This is a genomic window from Mycobacterium sp. 050134, assembly GCF_036409085.1.
Lineage (GTDB): Bacteria > Actinomycetota > Actinomycetes > Mycobacteriales > Mycobacteriaceae > Mycobacterium.
Genome location: NZ_JAZGLV010000014.1, coordinates 12,448 through 34,314, shown reverse-complemented (window position 1 = coordinate 34,314; position 21,867 = coordinate 12,448). Strand labels below are relative to the sequence as shown.

The following is a 21,867-nucleotide window of genomic DNA, read 5'->3' as shown; positions in this document are numbered from 1 at the left end:
CCCGCGTGCCGGCGCAGCCGAACCAAGTGCGTTTCCGCGCCCCGTTTTTGGTGCGGCGGAACATCGCGGTGGTGGTGCCGGCCGGACACTGTCGCTCGCAGCGGTTGCGCTACCAAAGCTGCAAGGCCTGCGGCGCGGCGGACTTTCCGCCGAGCGAAGATTGCCGCCAATGTCTTTCAGCGCAGCTGAGCTCGGCGCAGAGCGCCGGGCGCGCGACGGTGTACAGCTGGGCGGTGGTGCATCGGCCGGTGACCGCGCAGTTCGAACCGCCGTACGCGCCGGCCATCGTCACGCTCGACGAGGGCTACCAGATGCTGACCAACATCGTCGGCATAGAGCCCACCGACCTGAAGATCGGCATGCGCGTCGAGGTGCAATTCCATGCGGTGGCTCCCGGGCCGACGCTGCCGTACTTGACGCCGTCATCGTGAGCCCGCAGGGGTGGGGGGCCCACACTCGTGGTACGCGGTGCCGCGGGACTCGCGCTCCCAGAGCGTTTCCCCGTCGCGCACGGCGGTCGCCTCGGCGATCAGCTGGCGCTTGAGCACCTTGTGGGTGGCCGTGCTGGGCAGGTCGGCCGCGATGCGGACGTAGCGTGGGCGCCCCTTGGGTGAAAGGTCGGGCTGCGCTTTGAGGAAGGCCTCGAATTCATTCGGCTCCAGCGACCGGCCCTCGTTGAGCACGATTGCCACCATGACCTGGTCGCCGACGCGCTCGTCCGGCACGGCGTACACCGCGACGCGGTTGATTGCGCTGTGGCGCAACAGGATCCGCTCGATGGGGGCGGCGGCGAGATTCTCCCCGTCCACCCGCATCCAGTCGGCGGTGCGGCCGGCCAGGTAGATCCAACCGTCGGCGTCTTTGTAGGCGAGATCTCCGGACCAGTACATGCCGTGGCGCATGCGTTCGGCGTTGGCATCCGGGTCGTTGTAGTAGCCGGTGAAGAAGCCCGAGCCTGCCGCATTTACCAACTCGCCCACGGCGTCGTCGGCATTGACCAGCGCCCCGTCGGCGTCGAACTGGGCGACCGCGCACTCGGTGACCGTGTCGCTGTTGTACACCGCTACCCCGTCGATGCCCCTGCCGATGGAGCCTCGGGGGGTGCCCGGCTCGCGTATCACGATGACGGCGTTTTCGGTCGATCCGAAGCCGTCTTCCACCCGAACACCGAAGCGGCGGGCGAACTCCTCGATGTCCTTGTCGTTGGCCTCGTTTCCGAATGCCACCCGCAACGGATTGTCGGCGTCGTCGTCGCGTTCGGCGGTGGCCAGGATGTAGGCCAGGGGCTTGCCGACGTAGTTCATGTAGGTCGCGCCGTAGCGGCGCACCTCGTCGAGGAACCGGGTTGCCGAAAACTTCGCCGGCACGATCGCGGCCCCCGAGCAGACCGCGGGCGCCCACCCCGCGACGACGGCATTCGAATGGAACAGGGGCATCGACACGTAGCAGGTGTCTTGCGGGCTCAGTGCAAACCGCTCGACCAGGTTGAGACCGGCGAACGTGGCCATCAGATGCGACACCTGGACCGCCTTGGGGCTACCGCTCGTCCCCGAAGTGAAGATCATCATGAACGCGTCCATGGCCGCGACCTGTCGATGAGGAACGAGTTCGCCTGCCCCGCCGACGAATTCGGCCCACTCCGGCGTCGACACATCCAGGATCTGAGTCTCACCCAGATCCAGACCGTCCAGCAGGGGCCGATGTTCGGCGTCGGTCACCACGAACTGGCAGTCGGCCCGCCGGACGTCGGCGGCGAGCGCCTCGCCCCGCCGGGTGGTGTTGAGCCCGCACAGCACGTAGCCCCCCAAGCCGGCGGCCGCCATCTGTGCCAGCATCTCGGGCGTGTTGCCCAGCAGCGCGCCGATGTGCAACGGTCCGCGCTGGTCCGCGGCGTCGATCAGGGCGGCGGCCCGGCCCGCCGCACGTTCCAGGTATTGCCGCCAAGACCATTGCAGATCATCGTGTTTCACGGCGACCGCGGGGTCGTCCAGGCGCTTGCGCAGCAGCGCCTGGATGGTGTCGTCGGTCATCGGGTCTACCCACCCACCATCATCAGGCCGCCGTCCACCGCCAGCAGTTGCCCCGTGATGAAGCCGGACCCTTCGCCGGAGAGGAACACCAGCATCGGGCCGAGGTCGCGCGCGGGATCGCCCAGCGCACCGCCCAGCGGGATCATCATCTTCATCTGCTGGTCGATCAGCGGGGCGGCGTCGGGGCCGAGGAACTCCCGCAGCCGGTCGGCCCCGGCCGTCTGGACCGCCGGCGCCAGCGCGTTGACGGTGACCTTGTCGGCGGCCCAGGCCTTGGCGGCCGATCGCGTCCAGGCCTGCACGGCGCCCTTCGTGGCGGCGTAGACGGCCGAGATCGGGCTTCCCATAACGGCTTCCGACGAGCCGAAGTTGATGATCCGGCCGCCTCCCCCCTTCATCGTGGCGTAGGCGGCCTGATTGGTGAGGATCGTGGCCCTGACGTTGGTGTCCAGCAGGAACGCGATCTCGTCGGCGCCGATGTAGCCGGGAATGCCCGCCTGCCACAGCCCGGCGGCGTTGACCAGGACATCGAGACCGCTCAGCCGGTCGGCGGCTTCCCGCACCATCGCCGAGACGGCGTCCGCGTCCCGGACGTCGCACTGCAGCCAGGTGGCCTCGAGCGCCGCGGGCGGCTCGGTGGTGTGGTAGGTCGCGGCGACCCGGGCGCCCGCCGCGCCGAGGACCTCCACGGCGGCCGCGCCGATGCCGGTCGCTCCGCCGGTGACCAGGATTCTTCGGCCCTGTAGCGGTGTCTCCATGCCGGCAACGCTAGCCGCCGAACGTCGAGTTGTTGCGTGAAAGCCGGCGGAATCAGCCGAATAACTCGACGTTCGGCGCAAGGGAGGGCGACTCGGCGCAGGGCGGCGATTCCCCGCGGGCGGTCCGCCTACGCGCGGACCGCGATCGTCGACAGCAGGTCGGCGAGCCGGTGCGGGCGGTCCACCATCGAAAACGTCCGCGCTCCCTCGATCACTTCGAGCCGTGCGTTGGGAATGGTCGCGGCCAGTCGCCTGCCGTCCTCCTGTTCGAAGAACGCGTCGTCGGCCGACCAGGCGACGAGGGTGGGCTTGTCGAACTCCGGCAACCGGGCTGCGACGGCCGTGGTGACCTCGGTGCGCAGCGAAAGGGTGAGCTGGCGCAGGTCTTCCGCGACGGCCGGGTCGGACAGCGCGGGCCGCACCCAGAGTTGGGTCAGGTCGTCGATGTCGCGGTGTGCCAGCCCGTCGTAGGCGCGCCTGCGCGCGACCGGCGCGCGCATGGCCTGGATCGCGGTGCGGAACACCGTCTTCGACTTCGCGGCGAGGATGACGGGCTTGAGCACGGGGGGCGGGAAGTGTTCGAAGGCGTCACAACTCGTGAGTACCAGTGCGCCGAGCCGCTCCGGGTGGTGCACCGCGACCAGTTGCGTGACGACGCCACCGGTGTCGTTGCCGACGAGAACGACGTCGTGCAAGGCGAGGGCGGCCAGCGTCTCGGCGACGATCCCGGCCACGCCGGTGATCGTGCGGTCGGCGCCGGAACGCAACGGTTCGGGGTGCGCGCCGAGGGGCCAGGTCGGTGCGATGCAGCGCAGACCCACCTCGGCGAGGTGTCGTGCCACCTCACGCCACAGCTGGCCACCCATCATGAATCCGTGGACGAACACCACGGGCCTGCCGTTTTCGGGTCCGGACGCTTCGTAATGAATGGTCCCGGCACTAATGTCGATCTTCGGCATGGTCAACTCCCACTTCGAACACACTTACAAACAGTCTGTCTGTTCGTAAGTTACCAACAGGCTGTATGGAAAGCAAGAGACGGACTCAGGAGGAGCGCTCCGCGGCGACGCGCGACGCGCTGGTAGCGGCCGCGCGCCGGTTGTGGGGTGCGCGCGGTTACGCCGAGGTGGGTACCCCGGAGATCGCGTCCGCGGCGGGCGTCACGCGCGGCGCGATGTATCACCAGTTCGCCGACAAGGCGGCGTTGTTTCGCGAAGTCGTCGAAGTCGTCGAGCAGGACGTGATGGCCCGCATGGGTGCGGTCGTGGCCGGGTCCGGGGCAACCGACCCCGCGGAGGCGATCCGGGCCGCGGTCGACGCGTGGCTCGAGGTGTCTGCCGATCCCGAGGTGCGTCAGTTGATCCTGCTCGATGCACCCAGCGTGCTCGGCTGGGCGGCGTTCCGCGATGTTGCCCAGCGGTACAGCCTCGGCATGACCGAACAGCTGCTGACCGAGGCCATCAGGGTTGGCGAGCTGGCCGGTCAGCCCGTCCGCCCGCTCGCCCACGTGCTGATCGGCGCCCTCGACGAGGCGGCGATGTTCATCGCCACCGCCGAGGATTCGGAGCGTGCGCGGCGCGAGACCTCGGAGGTGCTGCACCGGCTCATCGACGCGATGGTGCGAGGATGATTCGTCCGTGCCTTGTTGCGGCGCTCAGGGTTTGACCCACGCCAGCCGTTGCTCGAGTTCGGCGACGCGAGCCTTCAGGGCGGCGTTCTCGTCCAGCAATTCCTCGCGCGCGAGCCGGACGCGTTCGCGCACCGATTCGGCACCGTACTTGGGCGGAATGTTGCGCCGGCAGTTGTTGTCGAATGCCTCGACGGCGACGACGACGGCGCGATCGCAGTCGGCGTGCACGGCGCCCTGGCGAACGATGAGCAGGCGCTCGATGAGGTCGGGCTCGGCGGACCGCTCGACGATCCGCGCGCGCCCGTAGACCTTGACCCTGGTGCGGGTCGGGTAGTCGACGAAGAACAGCGCCACCCTGTCGTCGGCGTCGAGGTTGCCGACGGTCACGTATTGCTCGTTGCCGGAATAGTCGGCGAACGCGATCGTGGCCGCGTCCAGGACGTGCACGAAACCCGTTGGGCCGCCGCGGTGTTGCACATAGGGCCAGCCGGTCGGGGTCACGGTGGCGATGAAGAAGGAGTCGGTCGCCGCGATGAGCGCGGCGGTCCGCGGCTCGAGCACCTCCGGCGGCCCGATGTCGTCGCCGCGGCGCCGGAATCGGCCGTAAGCGTGAAGGCTGCCCGCCGCCCGCTGCCTCGCCGCCACCGGCGCGGAGAACGCGATGGATCCGTAACGGGATGGAGTACTCACCTACTACAGGGAAACAGCGGAAAACGCCGGCGTCCACGACGATCTCGTGACCACTGGTAAGTTCGGCCTCCGAATGCCGCCGGAATCAGTCGCCGCCGCGGTCGCGGGCATCGGGTGTCGGTGGTTCCGATGCGGCCACCCCCCACAGGACCTCGAACAGGTTGCGCTGCATCTCGACGAACTCGACGCTCTCCACCACCAGCGCAAAGCTCTCCCGCTTCGACGAGATCATCGCCACCGCCGCGTCGCCGATGATCATCGTCATGGTGAAGAGGTACTCGGCGGGCACGTATCGGGTGCGCCGGTACTCCTCGTCGCTCGATGGCCAACCGCCCGGCAGGTCCTTCTCGGGCGATCGCAGCACGTGCAACCAGAGTTTGCGTTCGCGCCGCCCGGCGACGTACTCGTCCATCGCCTCGACGCCCGGCACGGTCAGCAAATCGCGCATCGACAGGACGCCCCGCAGGGGGGACGGCCAATCCAGCGTCTCGAACAGCGCCGTCCTGATCCCGCTAACCCCCTCCAGATACCGCACACGCGGAGCCGTGCCGCCCTTGGCGTACACGGCGCGCAGTTGGGGGATCAGCGATTCCAGCATCCGCCGCCGCTGGCTCCACTCGTCGAGCAGATGTTGCGGATCCGCCGCCCGCACGATTGTCGTGGGGCGACCGCCGGCCCGCCCCCCGCGGTGGCTTCCCCCCTCGATCAGGGAAACCAGGCCCCGCTCGGCCAGGCGCTTGGCGATGTCGTAGGCGTTCGTCCGGCTGATCTGTGACGCCGCCGCGATTTGGGCGACGGTGGCCGAATCCATGCTGAGCGCCGCGAGATAGAACCGGGCCTCCTTCGGTTCGAGACCGGCTTCGACGAGCTCAGCCCACATCGCGCTTCTCACTCACCTCTGTCGCGGCCGCGACGGCGCAGCGTCAGTCCGGCCTAGGGCCCCACGGAAAGTCAGGATCTGTGGAGCATATCGGGTGCGCGGGGCTCAATGGCTCACCGGTTTCTCCACGCCGACGCCCGTAAGGGACCGCACCTCCATCTCGGCCTGCTTGGCGGGGTCCTCCCTGGCGCGCCAGCCCAGTTGCGTGCCGACGACGCCGAGGGCGAACCCGAGCGGGATCGAGACGATGCCCGGATTGGCCAACGGGAACCAGGCGAAGTCTGCATGGGGGAACATCGCCGCCGGGTTCCCCGAGACGGCGGGCGAAAAGACGATGAGCACAAGGCAAGTCGCGAGGCCGCCGTAGATGCTGAACAGCGCCCCGACGGTGTTGAATCGCTTCCAAAACAACGAGTACAGCAATGTCGGCAGGTTGGCCGACCCGGCGATCGCGAATGCCAGGGCCACCAGAAAAGCCACATTCTGTCCCATGGCGAGGATGCCCAAGACGATGGCCACGATGCCGATCACGGCAACGAGGGCCCGCGAGACGCGGACCTGCTGTTCTTCGGTGGCGTTGCCACGCTTGATCACACCGGCGTAGACGTCATGGGCGAGCGAGGTCGCGGCCGTGATCACCAGCCCCGAGACCACGGCGAGGATCGTCGCGAACGCGACCGCGGCGATCACCCCGAGGAAGATGCTGCCGCCCAACCGATATGCGAGCAGCGGGGCGGCCGAGTTCTCCTTACCGGCGGTCGACAGCACCGTGTCCGGGCCCACCAGCCAGGCCGCGCCGTAACCGATGGCCAGCGAGAACAGATAGAAGACGCCGACCAAGCCGATCGCCCAGGTGACCGAGCGGCGGGCCTCCCGCGCCGTGGGAACCGTGTAGAAGCGCATCAGCACGTGCGGCAGGCCGGCGGTGCCCAGCACCAGGGCGACGCCCAGCGAGATGAAGTCGAGCTTGGTGGTCGGTGTGACGCCGTATTTGGCGCCGGGTTCCAGCAGGTTACGTCCGGCGATCCCCTTGGTAAGGGATCCGTCCGCCCTCGCCTGCGCGTGGGCGAGCAGCTGGGAGAAGTTCCCGCGCACCGCGAGCACCACGAGGAAAAACATGATGGCGGCTCCCGACACCAGCAGCGCGGCCTTGACCATCTGGACGTAGGTCGTGCCCTTCATGCCCCCGATCAGCACGTAGGCGATCATCAATGCACCCACGACGGCGACCACCGCGGACTGGCCGACGCGGCTGTTGATGTTGAGCAGCAGGGCGACAAGCCCGCCGGCGCCTGCCATCTGGGCGAGCAGATAGAACAGCGAAACGGTGAGCGTGGACAACGCGGCCGCCGTGCGGACGGGCCGCTGTCGCAGCCGATAGCTGAGGACGTCGGCCATCGTGAAGCGCCCTGTGTTGCGCAACAGTTCGGCGACGAGCAACAGCGCCAGCAACCACGAGACGAAGAAGCCGATCGAGTAGAGGAAGCCGTCGTAGCCGTACACGGTGATGGCGCCCGACACGCCGAGGAATGACGCCGCCGACAGGTAGTCCCCGGCGATGGCGAATCCGTTTTGCGATCCGGAGAACTCACCGCCGCCGGTGTAGAAGTCGGCGGCATTAGTGGTGCTCCGACCCGCGCGGATCACCAGCGCCAGGGTGATGACGACGAAGAACGCGAATACCGCGATGTTGACCGCCGGGTCGCCGACATGAGACGACGCCGCGAGGGTGACGCTCACCGGACCGCTGCCTCGAGCTTGGCGCGGATGGCCGCGGCGCGGGGATCGAGCGATCGGTTGGCGAACCGGACATAGAGCGCGGTGATCACGAAGGTGGAGGCGAACTGACCGAACCCGAGCACCACACCGAGGTTGATGTTGCCGCAGACCCTGATCGCCATGAACCCGTGCGCGTACATGGCGAGCAGCATGAAGGCCAGGTACCAGCCGAGGAAGAAGGCCGTCATCGGGAACGTGAACCTGCGCAACCGCCGCCGGAGATCCCGGAACTCCGGGGTTTCCTGCACCTTCTGGAAGGCCTGCAGGTCGGGCATCCCGGTGGGGGCGTCGATGAGGGGCTGTGGCACGTCTACCTCCGGGTGCAGCGGCGGGGTGTCGAAAATACTCGACCGGGTGGATGAGTGGCCTATCCAGTGATGCGGACCACTATAAAGTCCTCCAGGGCATCCCGCCAGCGTTGCGATGGGCAGATTGGACGACGGTGATGTCGATCGATCTCGACATCACCGTTGCGAGCTGCGACTTAAGGCGTGCCGGCCGGATTTCTGTCGAAATGACTCGACATAGTGGCGCTCGATTTTGCGGAGACACGCGGTTGACAGCCGTTCAAGTGGACGTATCCTGGCAATACGGTGTATTTCCGCGCCGGAACTACTGTCGAACTATCCTGACAACCTTGTCGCCAAATAGCTCACTCAGCTCAAGGAGCCCCACGTGTCCCTACCCCCGCTACCCAAGGTGTCCGTCGCGGCCGTCCAGGCGGCGCCGGTCTTTCTGGACCTCGAGGCCTCCCTCGTCAAGGTCGAGGAGGTCGTTCGCACCGCCGCTCGCGACGGGGCCCAACTGGTGGTTTTCGGGGAGGCGTTTCTCGCCGGGTTTCCCGCCTGGAACGCCGTGCTGCCTCCGATCGATCAGCACCCGCTGCACGAACGCTTGGTCGCCGCGTCCATCGTGGTGCCCGGTCCGCACACCGACCGGCTGAGCCGCATCGCCCGGCAAAACGGTGTGGTGCTTTCCGTCGGCATCAACGAGCGCAACCCGAACAGCCTTGGGCAGCTGTGGAACTCCAATCTGGTCTTCGACCGGAACGGCCGCCTGGTGAACCACCGCCGCAAGCTGGTGGCCACCTGGTACGAGCGCCTGACGTGGTCCCACGGCGATGCCCACGATCTGCGGCCGGTGGAACTCGACGGGTGGCAGGTCGGCACGCTCATCTGCGGCGAAAACACCAACACGCTCGCGCGATTCACCCTGCTCGCACAAGGCGAGCGCGTGCACCTGGCGACCTACCCGCCGGCCTGGCCGTTCGACGGGCGCACCGAGAACTTCGAATACGACCTGGCCGAGAGCATCCGGCTCCGCAGCGCGGCGCACGCATTCGAGGGCAAGGTGTTCGTCGTCGTCGCGGCCACCACGCTGGACGAGGTGGCACTGCGTGAGATTGCCCAGGGCGACAACAGAATCGAGAGGGCACTGACCGCGGCGCCGCCGGCGTCGATGGTGGTCGGTCCCGACGGCCGGCTTGTCGCGGGCCCGCTGACCGGTTCCGAGGGGATCCTGCACGCGGAAATCGATCTGCAGCGCGAGGTTGTGGCCAAGCAGGCCCACGACATCGTCGGGACCTACAACCGCGCGGACATCTTCCAGCTCTCCGTCGACACGCGCCGCCCCGCGATACTTCGCGTGGGCCACGATGCGGCGGAACACCCTCCGGTTAACGGCGCCGCGACCCACACCGACGCTTGGCCGCTCACTGACGAATACGCCCGCACCGCAGTGGAATTGCGCCCGGGCGGCGCGTCCGTCGGATCCGCCTAGCGATCCGACGGATTCCCGTCGAGTCCCCGGAGCAGATCGACATCGGAGACCAGCTTGAGGTGGTCGTCCATCGCGGCTGCGGCGGCCTCGGGGTCCTGTCGTCGGACTGCCTCGGCGATGCGCCGGTGACCTTCGAGCGATGCCCGGGGGCGTCCGCGCTGCGACAGCGACTCGATGCGGCTCTCGCGGATGAGTTCCGCCATCTCGCGCATCAGCTTCGCGAGCAGGGCCGAGTGCGCCGCCACGGTGAGGGCCTCGTGGAATCTTTCGTCGCCCGCGACGCCGCGCTCGCCGTCGGCGATTTCGGCTTCCATTGTCGCCAAGGCCGATTCGATCGCCGCCAGCTCGTCGTCGGTACGTCGCGCCGCGGCCAGTGCGGCGATCTTCACCTCGAGCGCCTGGCGGGCCTCGATGATGTCGGGCAAGCGGTCGGCGTGCTCCCGCAACGCCGCGACTGCCCGTTCCTCGCTCGGCCGCCCGACCAGGACGGCTCCGTCGCCGTGTCTAACCGCCAACACGCCCTGCACTTCGAGGGCCACCAGGGCCTGGCTCACCGAGGCGCGGCTGACGCCGAGTTTCGCGGCGAGCTCCCGTTCGGCGGGGAGGCGATCCCCGGGAGCGAGTCCGGCGTCGTCGATGTAGGCGCAGATCTGTTCGACGATCACCTCATAGAGGCGGGGGCGGCTTACTGGACGAAGTTGCTGGGCCACTGGGTCACTCACTCTCCTCGCAGCAAACGGTACCCCACTTGGCGATCGGGGAGCGCAAAGCGGGTGCGAGCGACGTCGACTTGACGGCGGCGCGCCCGGCGTGGCTAGATTGGCTAGTCCACTGAGTCACTAGGCCAGCGGACGGGAAGTCCAACATCGCGCCAACGACGGAAGTGGGGGACATGACCCGCGTGATCGAATCGGACCGGGCCCTCGCGGGGGTCCTCGTGATCGACCTGAGCCGTGCGCTGGCGGGTCCGCACGCAGCGATGATGCTCGCCGACCTGGGCGCCGACGTGATCAAGGTCGAGGAGCCCGCGGCGGGGGACGACACGCGTGGTTGGGGGCCACCGTTCATCGAGACCGACGGTGGACAACTGGAATCGACGTATTTCCTGTCGGCCAACCGCAACAAGCGGTCGGTCGCGCTCGACCTGAAGTCCGACGAGGGCGTCCGGGTGCTCGAGGCGCTGGTGCGCCGCGCCGACGTCCTGATCGAGAACTTCCGCACGGGCGTGCTCGACCGGTTGGGGTTCTCCACCGAGCGGCTGGCCGAACTCAACCCGGGACTGGTCATGCTGTCGATCACGGGATTTGGTCATGACGGCCCCGAGGGCGGCCGCGCGGGGTATGACCAAATCGCCCAGGGCGAGGCGGGTTTGATGTCGCTGACCGGCTCCGGCCCCGACGACATCCAGAAGGTCGGCGTGCCGATCGCCGACCTGCTGGCCGGCATGTACGGTGCCTTCGGCGTGGTGTCGGCGCTGCTGAATCGGGCGGCGACCGGCCGGGGCCGGGTGGTGCGCACGTCGCTGCTGGCCGCCGTCGTGGGCGTCCACGCGTTCCAGGGCACGAAATGGACCGTCGCGAAACAGGTGGGTCGCGCGCAGGGCAACCACCACCCGTCGGTCTGCCCCTACGGCCTGTTCCCCACCGCGGACGGCGCGGTGCAGATCGCGGTGGGCAGCGAGGGCCTGTGGCGCAAATTCTGCGCCGGTTTCCACCTCGACCCGGACGCTCCGGGAATGGCCAGCAACCCCGAACGCGTCGACAACCACAAGGCCGTCAACCAGGCCGTCGAGGCCGCGTTTGCCGGCTGGGACACCGAGAGTCTGCTGGACGAGTTGAAACGCATCGGAATCCCGGCGGGCCGGATCCGCAGCATCGACCAGGTCTACGAGTGGGAACAGACGCGGTCGCAGGGCCTGCTCGTCGACGTCGAGCACCCCACGTTGGGCCGCATCACGCTCCCGGGGCCCCCGCTGCGCTTCTTCGACTTCGACGGTCGGGAGTCGGCCCCCGTCCAGCATCAGTCGCCGCCGCTGCTTGGCGCCGACACCGAAGCCGTTGTCGCGTGGCTCAACAACGGGGAAGCGAAATGACGCGAACCGGTGCCCGCGAGACCGTCGCGAAGCTCGTCGACGCGGGTTCCTGGCAGTCCTGGGACACGCCGGCCGAAATCGCCGGTGACTCCGCCTACATCGCCGAACTACGCCAGGCGCAGCACCGCACGGGCCTGGACGAGGCCGTGCTCACCGGTTCGGCTGCCATCCGCGGCCGGCGAGTGGCAATCCTGGTGAGCGACTTCGGCTTTCTGGGCGGTTCGATCGGCGTGGTGGCGGGCGATCGGCTGGCCACCGCGATCCGCCGCGCCACGGCTGAGCGGTTGCCGCTCATCGCGCTCCCCGCCTCCGGGGGTACCCGCATGCAGGAGGGCACCACGGCGTTCGTCCAGATGGTGAAGATCACCGCCGCCGTCGTCGATCACAAGGCCGCCCGGCTGCCCTACCTGGTGTACCTGCGCAACCCCACCATGGGCGGCGTCTTCGCCTCGTGGGGCTCGCTGGGGCACGTGACGATCGCCGAGCCGGGCGCCCGCATCGGCTTCCTCGGGCCCCGGGTTTACGAGGCCCTCTTCGGCCGGGAGTTTCCCGCGGGCGTGCAGACCGCCGAGAACCTCTACGGCTGTGGGCTGATCGATGCCGTCACTCCGTTGGACGAGCTCTCCGGACTGGTCGACCGGGCGCTGCGCATCATCGGCACACCGCCCCCCGGCCGCATCCCGACGGTGTCCCGGCAGGCCCCCGCAATCGACGTGTCGGCCTGGCGGTCCATCGCGGCGTCCCGCCGGGCCGACCGGCCGGGCGTGCGGGACGTGCTGCGCTACAACGCAAGCGAGATGCTTCCGCTCAACGGCACCGGACAGGGCGAGACCTACCCGGGCCTGCTCCTGGCGCTGACGCGGCTGGCGGACACGGCGTGCGTGCTGGTGGCCCACGATCGCAGCAGCCAGACGCGCCAGGACCCCCTCGGTCCGGGAGCGCTGCGCGAGGCCCGGCGCGGGATGCGGCTGGCCGCCGACCTGGGCCTGCCCCTGGTCGCGGTGATCGACACCGCCGGCGCGGCGTTGTCCCGCGAGGCCGAGGAGGGTGGCCTGTCCGGCGAGATCGCGCGGTGCATCGCCGACATGATGGCGCTCGACGTGCCCACGGTTTCCCTGCTGCTCGGCGAGGGCAGCGGCGGCGGCGCGCTCGCGCTCCTGCCGGCGGACCGGATGCTGGCAGCGCAGCACAGCTGGCTGTCCCCCCTTCCGCCCGAGGGCGCGAGCGCCATCGTCTACCACGACACCTGCCACGCGGCCGAGATGGCCGCGATGCAGGAGGTGCGGGCCACCGACCTGCTGGCGCACGGCATCGTCGATCGCATCGTCCCCGAGTTTAACGACGCCGCCGACGAGCCCGTCCAGTTCTGCCAGCGCGTCGGCGCGGTGGTCCGTCAGGAGTTGGCGGGACTCCTGCTCGATCCGCAAGGCAGAGAAGGGCTTTCGGCGCGCACAGAGCGGTTCGACCGCATCGGGCGCAGTCGGCCGGCGGTCGACCGCGGCGCCACGCTGCCGCAATTCGCGAGCTGACCCGAGGGCGTCCCGCGAATCTCAGATTGAGACGCTCACCCGGCGCCACCGGCGGTCTCATGGAGGGGTAACCAAACACCCCCAGGAGATGAGCGGGAAATGACAACCCCACACCACCGTATCGCCAAAGTTCTATTCGGCGCCGCAGCGGCGGTCGGCCTCGGTCTGGTGGCGACGACACCGGCCGCGGCGGAGCCGAATTCGGTTGACGGCAGCCTGAACCCGTTCGGCGGATTCAGTTGCACCTGCCAGCAGGCCGCCCCACCCGACGGCCCGGCGGTGCAGCAGCAGATCGCGGCCGGAATCCGCAAGGGGCGGCTCGCCGTGGTGCCGGGACTGCCGGGTCCCGCTATCCGGCCCGCGGCGTAGGCCCGGCATTAACTCCGTCACATCGAGGAACGATCGGGAATCTGAGAGGCTCGCAACCCCGTTGCTTATGTGGTGGACCCAGAGCCAGACCCGGTCGCGCAGGTGCTGCGCGCGCGCAGACAGTTCCTGCGCACCGGGTCGCTCCAGGGTCGGGGCATTCGGGAAGACATCCTGCATTCGTGGCGCCGATCACGGTCGTTACGGGTACACCCGGACCGCGTCGGGCTGCCGTACGTTCGGCAACCCAGGACCGACTCCGAGCTGGTGACCGCCGCCGCCCCGATCCTGCGTCGCATCGCCGACGACATCGCCGGCCAGCCGGTCTGTGTCATCTTGACCACAGCGCAGGGCGTCGTTCTGCAGCGGCTGGGTGGCGACGCGGAGCTCGTCGAGGCGCTGGACGCCGTGCGGCTGGTGCCCGGATACAGCTTCGCCGAGAAGTTCGCCGGCACCAATGGCATCGGCACCACGCTGGAACTCGCGCAGCCCACCTACATCGAGGGCGCGGAGCACTACATGGCGCCCCTCGGGCGGCTGACCTGCGCCGCCGCCCCCATCCGGGACCCCTCGACGCACCGGGTCGCCGGCGTCGTCGACCTCACCGGGTTCGCCGACCAATCCACGCCGCTGCTGTACGCGCTGGCCAAGAGCACCGCCAAGCAAATCGAGGACCGGATGAGGCTCTTGGCCCGCGAAAGCGAAACGGCTCTGCTCGAGGCGTACCTGCAGCACTGCCGCCGGTACCCGCACGGGGTGTTGGCCGTCGGCGGGGACGTCGTCCTGATGAACCGCCAACTGCGTCACACCCTGGAAGTCAATGACCGAACGGCGTTGTCGGAAAGGGCGTCCGAGTTCCGCGCGACCGCGGTGGTGGGCGCCGCGCTGACCGTGGAGCTGCCCAGTGGCGCCACCGCACGCCTGCGGGCGGTGCATCGGTCACCGGGGCGGAGGGGCGGCGAGAACTTCGTCTATCAGGTGCGCGTCGACGCGGGCGCCGAACGTTCTGCGCCCGCGCGCATCCCGGGCCTCGCCGGGACGAGCAGCGCCTGGCGCCACGCCGCCCAGCAGGCCCTCCGATGCTGCCGTGAGCGCGAATGGCTGCTGCTCGGCGGCGAATCCGGGTCGGGCCGGTCCACGCTGGCCCGTGCGGTGGCCCGGCACGTGCGGCCCGAGCGCACCGTCCGTGTGCTCTCCTGCCGCACCCTCGATGCGGAGCAGGTGTTCGCCGAACTCGAAGCCGTTACCGCGGGAACGGACTTCGCCGTGGTCCTCGCCGACCTGGACCACATCGACGGCGCCGCGCTCGAGCCGATCGCCGGCCTGCTGCGGTCCCGCGCCGGGCACGGCTGGCTGGCGGCGACGGTCGGCCCCGGGACCCCCTCAGCCGCCGTCGAGGCGCTGCTGCCGGTGTTTCCGCGCACGGTCGGCGTCCCGGCCCTGCGGCACCGGATCGAGGACCTCGACGACTTGGTGCCCCTTCTGCTGTGCGAACTGACGCGCGGCGCGGCCGTGCGGCTGCACCCGGAGGCCATGTCCCAGTTGCGGAAGCTGCCGTGGCCGGGCAATGTCGCGCAACTGCGCGAGGTGTTGGCCCGCACGGTCGCAACGCAACGCTCGGGGGTGATCCCGGCGCGTCGCTTACCACCCGAATGCTGGTCGGTGTCCAAGCGCACGCTCTCCCGAATCGAGGCGCTGGAGCGCGACGCGATCGTGCGCAGCTTGCTCGAAAACGGTGGCAACAAGGCGGACGCCGCGGAGGCCCTCGGAATGTCCCGGGCGACGATCTACCGCAAGATCAACGAATACGGCATCAGCTGACGCGGACCAACTTCAGCCATGCCGTGGACGCATAGATCGCGCACGTCAGGCATTTCCCCGCGAGGCCTTCCGCTCCTAGCGTGATACCGTGTCGCCCTGTCGCCCAGGCAAACCGGAAGGACCCCGATGAGCACCACCGTTCCCCATTGGGTCAACAATGCGGAATTCGCCGGCAGCAGTACCGCAACCGCGCCGGTCACCAACCCGGCTACCGGCGAAACCACCGGCCGAGTCGCCCTGGCCAGCGTCGACGACGCCCGGGCGGTGATCAGCGCCGCCGCCGCGGCCTATCCGGCATGGCGTGACACGTCCTTGGCCAAACGCACCGCGATCCTGTTCAACTTCCGCGAACTGCTCAATGCCCGGAAGGACGAGCTGGCGGCGATCATCACCCGCGAGCACGGCAAGGTGCTCTCCGATGCCCTTGGCGAGGTCAGTCGCGGCCAGGAGGTCGTCGAATTCGCCTGCGGTGTACCGCATCTTCTGAAGGGCGGATTCACCGAGAACGCCTCGACCAACGTCGATGCGCACTCGTCGCTACAGCCGCTCGGCCCGGTCGCCGTCATCAGCCCGTTCAATTTCCCCGCGATGGTCCCGATGTGGTTCTTTCCGATCGCGATCGCGACGGGCAACACCGTGGTGCTCAAGCCCAGCGAGAAGGATCCCTCCGCGTCGCTGTGGCTGGCCCGCCTCTGGGCCGAAGCGGGTCTGCCGCCAGGAGTTTTCAACGTGCTCCAGGGTGACAAGACCGCCGTCGACGAACTGCTGGTGAACCCGGCCATTAGAGCGGTCTCGTTCGTTGGCTCCACCCCGATCGCCCGGCACGTCTACGCAACTGGATGCGCTGCAGGTAAACGCGTTCAGGCCCTCGGTGGCGCCAAGAATCACGCCGTTGTCCTGCCCGACGCCGACCTCGACGTCGCCGCGGACGCCATGATCAATGCCGGGTTCGGCTCGGCCGGTGAGCGCTGCATGGCCATCAGCGTCGCGGTGGCGGTAGGCCCGATCGCCGACGAGTTGGTCGCGAAGATCGCCGAGCGGGCCGTCACGATCAAGACGGGTGACGGGACCCGGGACTCGGACATGGGGCCGCTCGTCACCCGGGAACATCGCGACAAGGTGGCGTCGTACATCGACAAAGGTGAGGTCGACGGGGCGAAGATCGTCGTGGACGGCCGCGGCGTCAGTGTCGACGGTGCCGACGGTGGATTCTGGTTGGGGCCGACGCTGATCGACCATGTCACGACCGACATGAGTGTCTACACCGACGAGATCTTCGGCCCGGTGCTGTCGGTGGTGCGTGTGGAGTCCTACGACGACGCGCTGCGGCTCGTCAACGCCAACCCGTACGGTAACGGCACCGCCCTCTTCACCAACGACGGCGGCGCCGCCCGCCGGTTCCAGAATGAGGTCGAGGTGGGCATGGTGGGCATCAATGTCGCCATTCCGGTCCCGATGGCCTACTACAGCTTCGGCGGCTGGAAGGCGTCCCTATTCGGTGACACCCACGCGCACGGCGTCGAAGGGGTGCACTTCTTCACCCGCACCAAGGCCGTCACCACCCGCTGGCTGGACCCCAGCCATGGCGGGATCAACCTAGGGTTCCCGCAGAACGGGTGAACCTCGCGGTCGTCGACGATGCCGTGTAGGTGAGCCGCCACGCACCTCGCCGGATATCGGGCTTCCGGTATGGCCACCAACTCTTTTCGCGAAGCAGTGTGGCGATTGCGGGGACGGTCGGCGTCCGGACGACGAAGACGTCGAGCAGCAGCTCGCAGCCGATCACGACCCCGGCCTGAACCATCAGCCGACGGAGCCGATCATGAGCCCGAACATGCCGCGGCGAAGATCGGGCCCGGCGAGGTGATGACGGAACCGGTTTTGGTCACCGTGCGCGGGATGCCCACGCGCATGCCCCGTCCGGACTCCTCGCGTAGGGGACGGGCCGGGCGATCGCTTGGCCGAATATGTGCTGGAACACCAGCACTCCCAGGCCAAGGGCGGCGAAATAGTTCAGCGCCACGGTGCCCAGTAGGTAGAGCGGGGCAAGCACGGCGCGCAGCAGCAGGATCAGGACGATACCGACGATCAGCAGGGTGGTCGTGGCCAGACGGCCGGAGTCGGCAGACAGCAGGTGCTGGGGCCGGAGTCGAGGGCGGTGAACCCAGCCATCCAGATGGTGGCGTCGGCCAACGACGTGTTGGGCCGGGCGGCGTTGGCGGTATCGCTGATGGTCTTGTCCAGCGCCATCGCGTTGGTGGAGTAGGGATCATACGAGGATGCGACGGCGAATCGTGCCGTGCGTCCGTCGGATGAGATGAATCAGCGTGCCACCTCGCCGAATTCGCGATTCTCGAACGCGTCCGGAGGCAGGTAAGCCCGAGGCGGCGTCCGATCCCGATGTGGCACGGGCGGAGTTCTGGGGCTGGGTGGCTATCCGGCCCATGCCGCTGAGCAATTGCTATCGACTCTTACCCCGTTCGCTGAAGCGGGTGGAGCTCCTTTGCCTGTCCTGCGGCTGCCGCCGTGACCTCGACGGGTGCGCGCTCGGCAGTCTGTGTGGCTCCGGCGCCTCCGAAGCCGCCGGCGAGCGTGGCCTCCTCGGTGGTGGCTTCATCGGCGCCCTGTTCGGCGGGCCCCGCAACCCCTCGGCGCTGCTGGGCCATCGGAGGGTCGATCAGGTTCGAGTGCTGGGACAGGTGTCCGGACAGCTTGCCGGCGTGCCCCGACATTGCGGTTAGCTGACCCATGGTTGGCATCATGAACGCCGGCATCGACGGCGCGGCCGTGGTCTTTGACACCTCGGGTGTGCCATCGCCCGCGGTATCACCGTCGCTGCCCAAAGCGCCGAGGCGGGTCCGTCGGGCCTGTAAACCGCTCGCCACACCGAACGCACCGGCCATTGCGGGCGTACCCGACGTGCTGGTTGAGGTAGCCGCGGACCTGCCAACCCTGGATTCCTTCGCCGCGGCCACCCCGACCGGCGTCAACAACGTGGCCGGGCAAGTCACAGCAGTTGCCAACTTCTGGTATTCGGAGGTCAAATCCTCCGATTTTTTTGCGTTCAATATCGAGAGGGTGAGCAGGGTCGTAAGAAAGCTGACGGCGCAACCGATCCCAACCACGGCAGCGGAAACCGCGAAGATTTGCGCCGCGGTGGGTCCCAGCGGAGGGTACCCAAAGAACATCGTCAACTCGATGACGTATGCGATGAGGAGTAACTGCTTCAGTGTCGCAAAAGCCAACCGCATATGAGTGACGAATTCGCACTGATTGTTCACCAGGGCTGCCAGCTGGAGGTCCAGATCGGCCAACGTTTGTGCAACGCCGCGGAACGTCGTGTCCAGATCCGCGTAGGCGTTCGATGCCGAACCTTGCCAGCCGTCATCCGCAAGGGCCGACTTCAGCTGTGCGGCGAGTGCGCCGAATTGTTGCGAACCGGATTCGAGGTCATCTCCCTCGTAGGGTTGCCCGAGTCCTGTTGTTAGCTCCAGGGATTCGACGACGGCGATCGTCCAGAGGATTATACTGAGCGATCTTTTATAGCCTTTAAGACCCTTTTTGAGTTCCGTTTTTAAATCTTTGCCTTTTGGGGGCGGCGACTCCCTGACCTGTATTTGGCCGTCTAGCCGATCTTGTATACCGCGGGCTACCGCATTCCGACCTCGGTATAGTCGGTTGCCAAGCCGATCCCTTGCCTTCTGGCCTTTAAAGTACTTCCTGATTATCGGCGTGGCACTAACATTGAATACAAGGCTTTCCCAGTCTCCGATGTTGCTCGTCAGTTCCGCCGAAAGAGATTCGGGGTTGGTTGCGACGCCATTGGCGAAGCTATTTGCATCCAGGCCTAGGCCGCTCATATTTGCGCCGAGGCCTGCGATGCTGGCGAGGATCCTGGCTCCTTGTTGAAATACAGCCGCTGCTGTTGCGAGGGTAGAAACAGGCATTCGTGGTTCCTTAGATGGATGATTCCGCGGCGCGCGGGACTGGTCGCGCGGCATCGCCCCCCCAGGCTAGCATCGGCCAGGGGTGGCGCCATGCAGTGATTTGTATGCGTTGGCGGCTCAGCGGGATTGGTGTCGCTGAGCCGAGGGGGGCCTCAGCGGGGGCGCTCCCTCTCCTACGCTCGACCGCCGCCGCGACTACGCGCCCGGGTTCTTCGACGACCGCGCCTACCACGGCGGCTCTCCGATCCCAAGGCGCACTAATGAGGGCGTAGACTGCGCGGCTGCCTAAAGTGAGCGGCTTCGGTAGTGGGTAAGGTCGCGGATCCGAAGGCATTGGAGCGTAGGGCTTCCAAGCGTCCGTTGATCGCCTTGGTCGGCCCGTGCAGGTGAGATCGTCAAAGAAAGCCAGGGTGCGGCACAGGTGGGCGTGCTCTTCTAATCCGGTCGGTACGCCGCGGCGGGTCGAGTCGATCAGCTTGCTCACCGCTTCTTGCCGCGGCGGCGGGCCGGGTTGGGGTAGGCGGTGATCTTGCGGTATGTCAGTGAGGCGACATTGACGGCGAGATGTTCGTCAGTGCCCAAAGCGCTTTGGGGCAGGACTATTGGAGCCTGGTCGCGGGTCGTGGTCAGATCTATTGCAGCGCTGACAAATCCGGCCGGGCCGAAGCGCGGTGATGTCGAGCGGCGCGCGTCGGCCCGATCAGGCCCGGGTTGGCCGCCAGGCCCGCGAGGTACTGACCGCGACCGGCGCGGTCGGGGTCAAGGCGCCGCGAGCCAACGACAAACGCCTCCACCCCAATAGCGCTGAGCGGCACCGGTTTTCCTCAGCGATCCTACCCACGTGGGCACGCAAATCACCACAGATGTCTGAGGTGCTGCCGCTGCTGTATTTGCACGGGCTGTCCAGGGGGTACTCGGGCCGGCGCACGAGCAGTTCCTCGGCTCGGGCAGGATTGTCGGCCACGACGATCGCCCGCCTGACCGCGCAGTGGCAAGACGAAGCCGCTGCGTTCGGGCGACGCGACCTGTCCGGGACCGACTACGTCTACCTGTGGGTCGGCGGAATCCACCCCAAGTCCGCCTCGCGCAGACCAACTGCAAACGGCGCGGAATGATCGCAGCGGTGGTGCTGGCCGTCGGCGATGGCGCCCTGGGCTTCTGGAAAGCCGTGGGCGAAGTGTTCCGCGCGACCCGCGAACAACGCCGCTGGTTTCACAGCAGGCCAATGTCCTTGCCGCACCTGAAATCAGCGGATCCGTCGGCTCTGGCGGCAATCAAGGACACCTACAACGCTGAAGGTATCGACAGGGCCCAGGTGGCGGTCAAGGCGTTTGAGGTCGACTTCGGCGCCAAACATCCAAAGGCGGTTGCCAAGATCGTCGACGACCTCGAGACCCTACTGGAGTTCTACAATTATCCGGCCAAGCATTGGATCCACTTGAGACCACAAACCCGATCGAATCGACCTTCGCCACGGTGCGACTGCGGACCAGAGTCCCCAAGGGTCCGGGATCACGGGCAGCCGGTATTGCCATGGCGACAAGCTGATCGACGCCGCACGAGCACGCTGGCGAGCCGTGAACGCCCCACACCTGGTCGCCCTGGTCCGCGCTGGCGAGGCCTTGTGCAAAGGCAAACTACTCGAACGACGCACCGACATAACCCCACCCGAACCCGGCGAATCAACCGCAACGGAGGTTGCTTGACGAAGCGCCGTCGGTGTCGGTGAACCGCAACTGCGCGCCGGGTCTCACCGGTGGCAGCAGCGGACAGTCACCGGAAAGATACCCATCAGTAGCAGCCCGGCGCGCCTGAAACCGACAACGGGCGGGGCATGCGGGTCACCGCGTTCATCACCGACACCCCTTCACACCACCACGGTAGCACTAGTTGCACATGTGCTACCGTGGTGGTGTGAAGACCGTTGGATTGCGCGAACTCCGCCAGAACGCCTCCGAACTCGTCCGCCGCGCCGAGGAGGGCGAGGAGATCACGATCACCGTGGCCGGCCGGCCTGGGGCGCGCCTCGTTCCCGCGACTTCTCGAGCCTGGAGACGGTGGGTGGACGTGGCCGAACTGTTCGCGGGGCCCGCCGATCCCGCCTGGAATGCTGACCGTGAGGCAATAGCCGATCACGTGCTCGACCCGTGGGCCAACCGGTGAGAGCGATTCTGGACACCAGCGTGGTCATCGCGACGGATGTCCAACCCCTCGACGGGGATTTGGCAATCAGCGCAGTCACTTTGGCCGAACTGCACTTCGGAGTTCTTGTGGCCAAAGAGCAAAAGGTGCGCGCCGAGCGGTTGCGACGCCTGATGGTCATTCAGCGTAAGTTCGACGCGCTTCCGTTGGATGAGGCCGTGGCGGCGAGCTACGGCCAAGTGGCCGCAGCCGTCGTTGACGCTGGACGTCAGCCGCGGGCGCGGTCGATGAACCTGCTCATTGCGGCGACCGCCCACGCTCAGGCTGCCCGGCTCTATACCCGCAACGCCGACGATTTTGACGGTCTGGCTGACTTGGTCGAGGTCGTGCCGGTGTGACCAGGGATGCAGGGTATGGCTGCCCC

General features: G+C 67.7%; 21 protein-coding genes and 1 pseudogene. 12 read left to right on the top strand and 10 right to left on the bottom strand.

Annotation, left to right across the window (positions count from 1 at the left end; genetic code table 11):
• The first annotated feature begins 47 nt into the window (after positions 1 to 47).
• Complete coding sequence (locus tag SKC42_RS17615; RefSeq protein WP_330965693.1) at positions 48 to 431, top strand: Zn-ribbon domain-containing OB-fold protein; 384 nt, start codon at positions 48 to 50, stop codon at positions 429 to 431.
• Here SKC42_RS17615 and fadD1 read toward each other — a convergent pair.
• The 3 genes from fadD1 to SKC42_RS17600 form a co-directional block, all read right to left on the bottom strand.
• A complete protein-coding gene (gene fadD1, locus SKC42_RS17610) occupies positions 423 to 2,030 on the bottom strand; it encodes a fatty-acid--CoA ligase FadD1 (protein ID WP_330965566.1) in 1,608 nt (535 codons plus the stop codon). The genes SKC42_RS17615 and fadD1 overlap by 9 nt on opposite strands.
• A 5-nt stretch (positions 2,031 to 2,035) precedes the next feature.
• The gene (locus SKC42_RS17605) at positions 2,036 to 2,788 is read right to left on the bottom strand and encodes an SDR family NAD(P)-dependent oxidoreductase (RefSeq protein WP_330965565.1); all 753 of its coding nucleotides are present in this window, start codon (positions 2,786 to 2,788) and stop codon (positions 2,036 to 2,038) included.
• Between the two features lie 128 nt (positions 2,789 to 2,916).
• Entirely contained in the window at positions 2,917 to 3,747 is an 831-nt protein-coding gene (locus SKC42_RS17600) for an alpha/beta fold hydrolase (RefSeq protein ID WP_330965564.1), read from the bottom strand.
• Positions 3,748 to 3,812: 65 nt separating this feature from the next.
• On the opposite strand from SKC42_RS17600, the gene SKC42_RS17595 reads away from it, so the two are divergent.
• Positions 3,813 to 4,418, top strand: coding sequence for a TetR/AcrR family transcriptional regulator (locus tag SKC42_RS17595; protein WP_330965563.1), 606 nt, complete (start codon positions 3,813 to 3,815; stop codon positions 4,416 to 4,418).
• Positions 4,419 to 4,442: 24 nt separating this feature from the next.
• Here the strand turns inward: SKC42_RS17595 and SKC42_RS17590 are convergent, their stop codons facing one another.
• The 4 genes from SKC42_RS17590 to SKC42_RS17575 all read right to left on the bottom strand — a co-directional run bounded on the left by SKC42_RS17590 (position 4,443) and on the right by SKC42_RS17575 (position 8,042).
• A complete protein-coding gene (locus SKC42_RS17590; protein ID WP_330965562.1) occupies positions 4,443 to 5,108 on the bottom strand; it encodes a pyridoxamine 5'-phosphate oxidase family protein in 666 nt (221 codons plus the stop codon).
• 85 nt (positions 5,109 to 5,193) lie between these two features.
• Entirely contained in the window at positions 5,194 to 5,988 is a 795-nt protein-coding gene (locus SKC42_RS17585) for a TrmB family transcriptional regulator (RefSeq protein ID WP_330965561.1), read from the bottom strand.
• A gap of 105 nt (positions 5,989 to 6,093) precedes the next feature.
• Positions 6,094 to 7,728, bottom strand: a complete 1,635-nt coding sequence (locus SKC42_RS17580; RefSeq protein WP_330965560.1) for a solute symporter family protein — start codon at positions 7,726 to 7,728, stop codon at positions 6,094 to 6,096.
• The gene (locus SKC42_RS17575) at positions 7,725 to 8,042 is read right to left on the bottom strand and encodes a DUF485 domain-containing protein (protein ID WP_330965692.1); all 318 of its coding nucleotides are present in this window, start codon (positions 8,040 to 8,042) and stop codon (positions 7,725 to 7,727) included. Before SKC42_RS17575 ends, SKC42_RS17580 begins: the two co-directional genes overlap by 4 nt.
• Before the next feature lie 400 nt (positions 8,043 to 8,442).
• Between SKC42_RS17575 and SKC42_RS17570 the strand changes: the two genes are divergently transcribed.
• Complete coding sequence (locus SKC42_RS17570; protein WP_330965559.1) at positions 8,443 to 9,546, top strand: carbon-nitrogen hydrolase family protein; 1,104 nt, start codon at positions 8,443 to 8,445, stop codon at positions 9,544 to 9,546.
• Here SKC42_RS17570 and SKC42_RS17565 read toward each other — a convergent pair.
• Positions 9,543 to 10,256: a FadR/GntR family transcriptional regulator gene (locus SKC42_RS17565; RefSeq protein ID WP_330965691.1), complete on the bottom strand. Its 714-nt coding sequence runs from the start codon at positions 10,254 to 10,256 to the stop codon at positions 9,543 to 9,545. The two genes, SKC42_RS17570 and SKC42_RS17565, sit on opposite strands and share 4 nt — an antisense overlap.
• 182 nt (positions 10,257 to 10,438) lie before the next feature.
• Here SKC42_RS17565 and SKC42_RS17560 point away from each other — a divergent pair, with 182 nt between their 5' ends.
• From SKC42_RS17560 to SKC42_RS17540, 5 genes are all read left to right on the top strand, one after another.
• The gene (locus tag SKC42_RS17560) at positions 10,439 to 11,638 is read left to right on the top strand and encodes a CaiB/BaiF CoA transferase family protein (protein ID WP_330965558.1); all 1,200 of its coding nucleotides are present in this window, start codon (positions 10,439 to 10,441) and stop codon (positions 11,636 to 11,638) included.
• Positions 11,635 to 13,167, top strand: coding sequence for a carboxyl transferase domain-containing protein (locus SKC42_RS17555; RefSeq protein WP_330965557.1), 1,533 nt, complete (start codon positions 11,635 to 11,637; stop codon positions 13,165 to 13,167). The genes SKC42_RS17560 and SKC42_RS17555 overlap by 4 nt, the downstream gene beginning before the upstream one ends.
• Before the next feature lie 99 nt (positions 13,168 to 13,266).
• A complete protein-coding gene (locus SKC42_RS17550; RefSeq protein WP_330965556.1) occupies positions 13,267 to 13,536 on the top strand; it encodes a hypothetical protein in 270 nt (89 codons plus the stop codon).
• Between the two features lie 72 nt (positions 13,537 to 13,608).
• Positions 13,609 to 15,354, top strand: coding sequence for a sigma-54-dependent Fis family transcriptional regulator (locus tag SKC42_RS17545; protein WP_330965555.1), 1,746 nt, complete (start codon positions 13,609 to 13,611; stop codon positions 15,352 to 15,354).
• A gap of 126 nt (positions 15,355 to 15,480) precedes the next feature.
• The gene (locus tag SKC42_RS17540) at positions 15,481 to 16,974 is read left to right on the top strand and encodes a CoA-acylating methylmalonate-semialdehyde dehydrogenase (RefSeq protein WP_330965554.1); all 1,494 of its coding nucleotides are present in this window, start codon (positions 15,481 to 15,483) and stop codon (positions 16,972 to 16,974) included.
• On the opposite strand, the pseudogene SKC42_RS17535 reads toward SKC42_RS17540, so the two are convergent.
• Together SKC42_RS17535 and SKC42_RS17530 are read right to left on the bottom strand one after the other, a co-directional pair.
• Positions 16,946 to 17,815: pseudogene (locus SKC42_RS17535) on the bottom strand (MMPL family transporter); the annotation flags it as partial. The gene SKC42_RS17540 and the pseudogene SKC42_RS17535 sit on opposite strands and share 29 nt — an antisense overlap.
• 10 nt (positions 17,816 to 17,825) lie before the next feature.
• Positions 17,826 to 19,301 (bottom strand): EspA/EspE family type VII secretion system effector, encoded by a 1,476-nt coding sequence (locus tag SKC42_RS17530; protein WP_330965553.1) that lies wholly within the window; start codon positions 19,299 to 19,301, stop codon positions 17,826 to 17,828.
• A 674-nt stretch (positions 19,302 to 19,975) separates the two neighbouring features.
• Here SKC42_RS17530 and SKC42_RS27790 point away from each other — a divergent pair.
• The 4 genes from SKC42_RS27790 (at position 19,976) to SKC42_RS17515 (ending at position 21,841) form a co-directional block, all read left to right on the top strand.
• Positions 19,976 to 20,416 carry a transposase gene (locus SKC42_RS27790; protein WP_442932180.1) on the top strand — a complete coding sequence of 147 codons (441 nt, stop codon included), beginning with the start codon at positions 19,976 to 19,978 and terminating at the stop codon, positions 20,414 to 20,416.
• Positions 20,413 to 21,030: a transposase gene (locus SKC42_RS27785; protein ID WP_442932179.1), complete on the top strand. Its 618-nt coding sequence runs from the start codon at positions 20,413 to 20,415 to the stop codon at positions 21,028 to 21,030. Before SKC42_RS27790 ends, SKC42_RS27785 begins: the two co-directional genes overlap by 4 nt.
• A gap of 185 nt (positions 21,031 to 21,215) precedes the next feature.
• Positions 21,216 to 21,464 carry a type II toxin-antitoxin system Phd/YefM family antitoxin gene (locus SKC42_RS17520; RefSeq protein ID WP_330965552.1) on the top strand — a complete coding sequence of 83 codons (249 nt, stop codon included), beginning with the start codon at positions 21,216 to 21,218 and terminating at the stop codon, positions 21,462 to 21,464.
• Positions 21,461 to 21,841, top strand: a complete 381-nt coding sequence (locus SKC42_RS17515; protein WP_330965551.1) for a type II toxin-antitoxin system VapC family toxin — start codon at positions 21,461 to 21,463, stop codon at positions 21,839 to 21,841. The genes SKC42_RS17520 and SKC42_RS17515 overlap by 4 nt, the downstream gene beginning before the upstream one ends.
• Positions 21,842 to 21,867 lie beyond the last annotated feature (26 nt).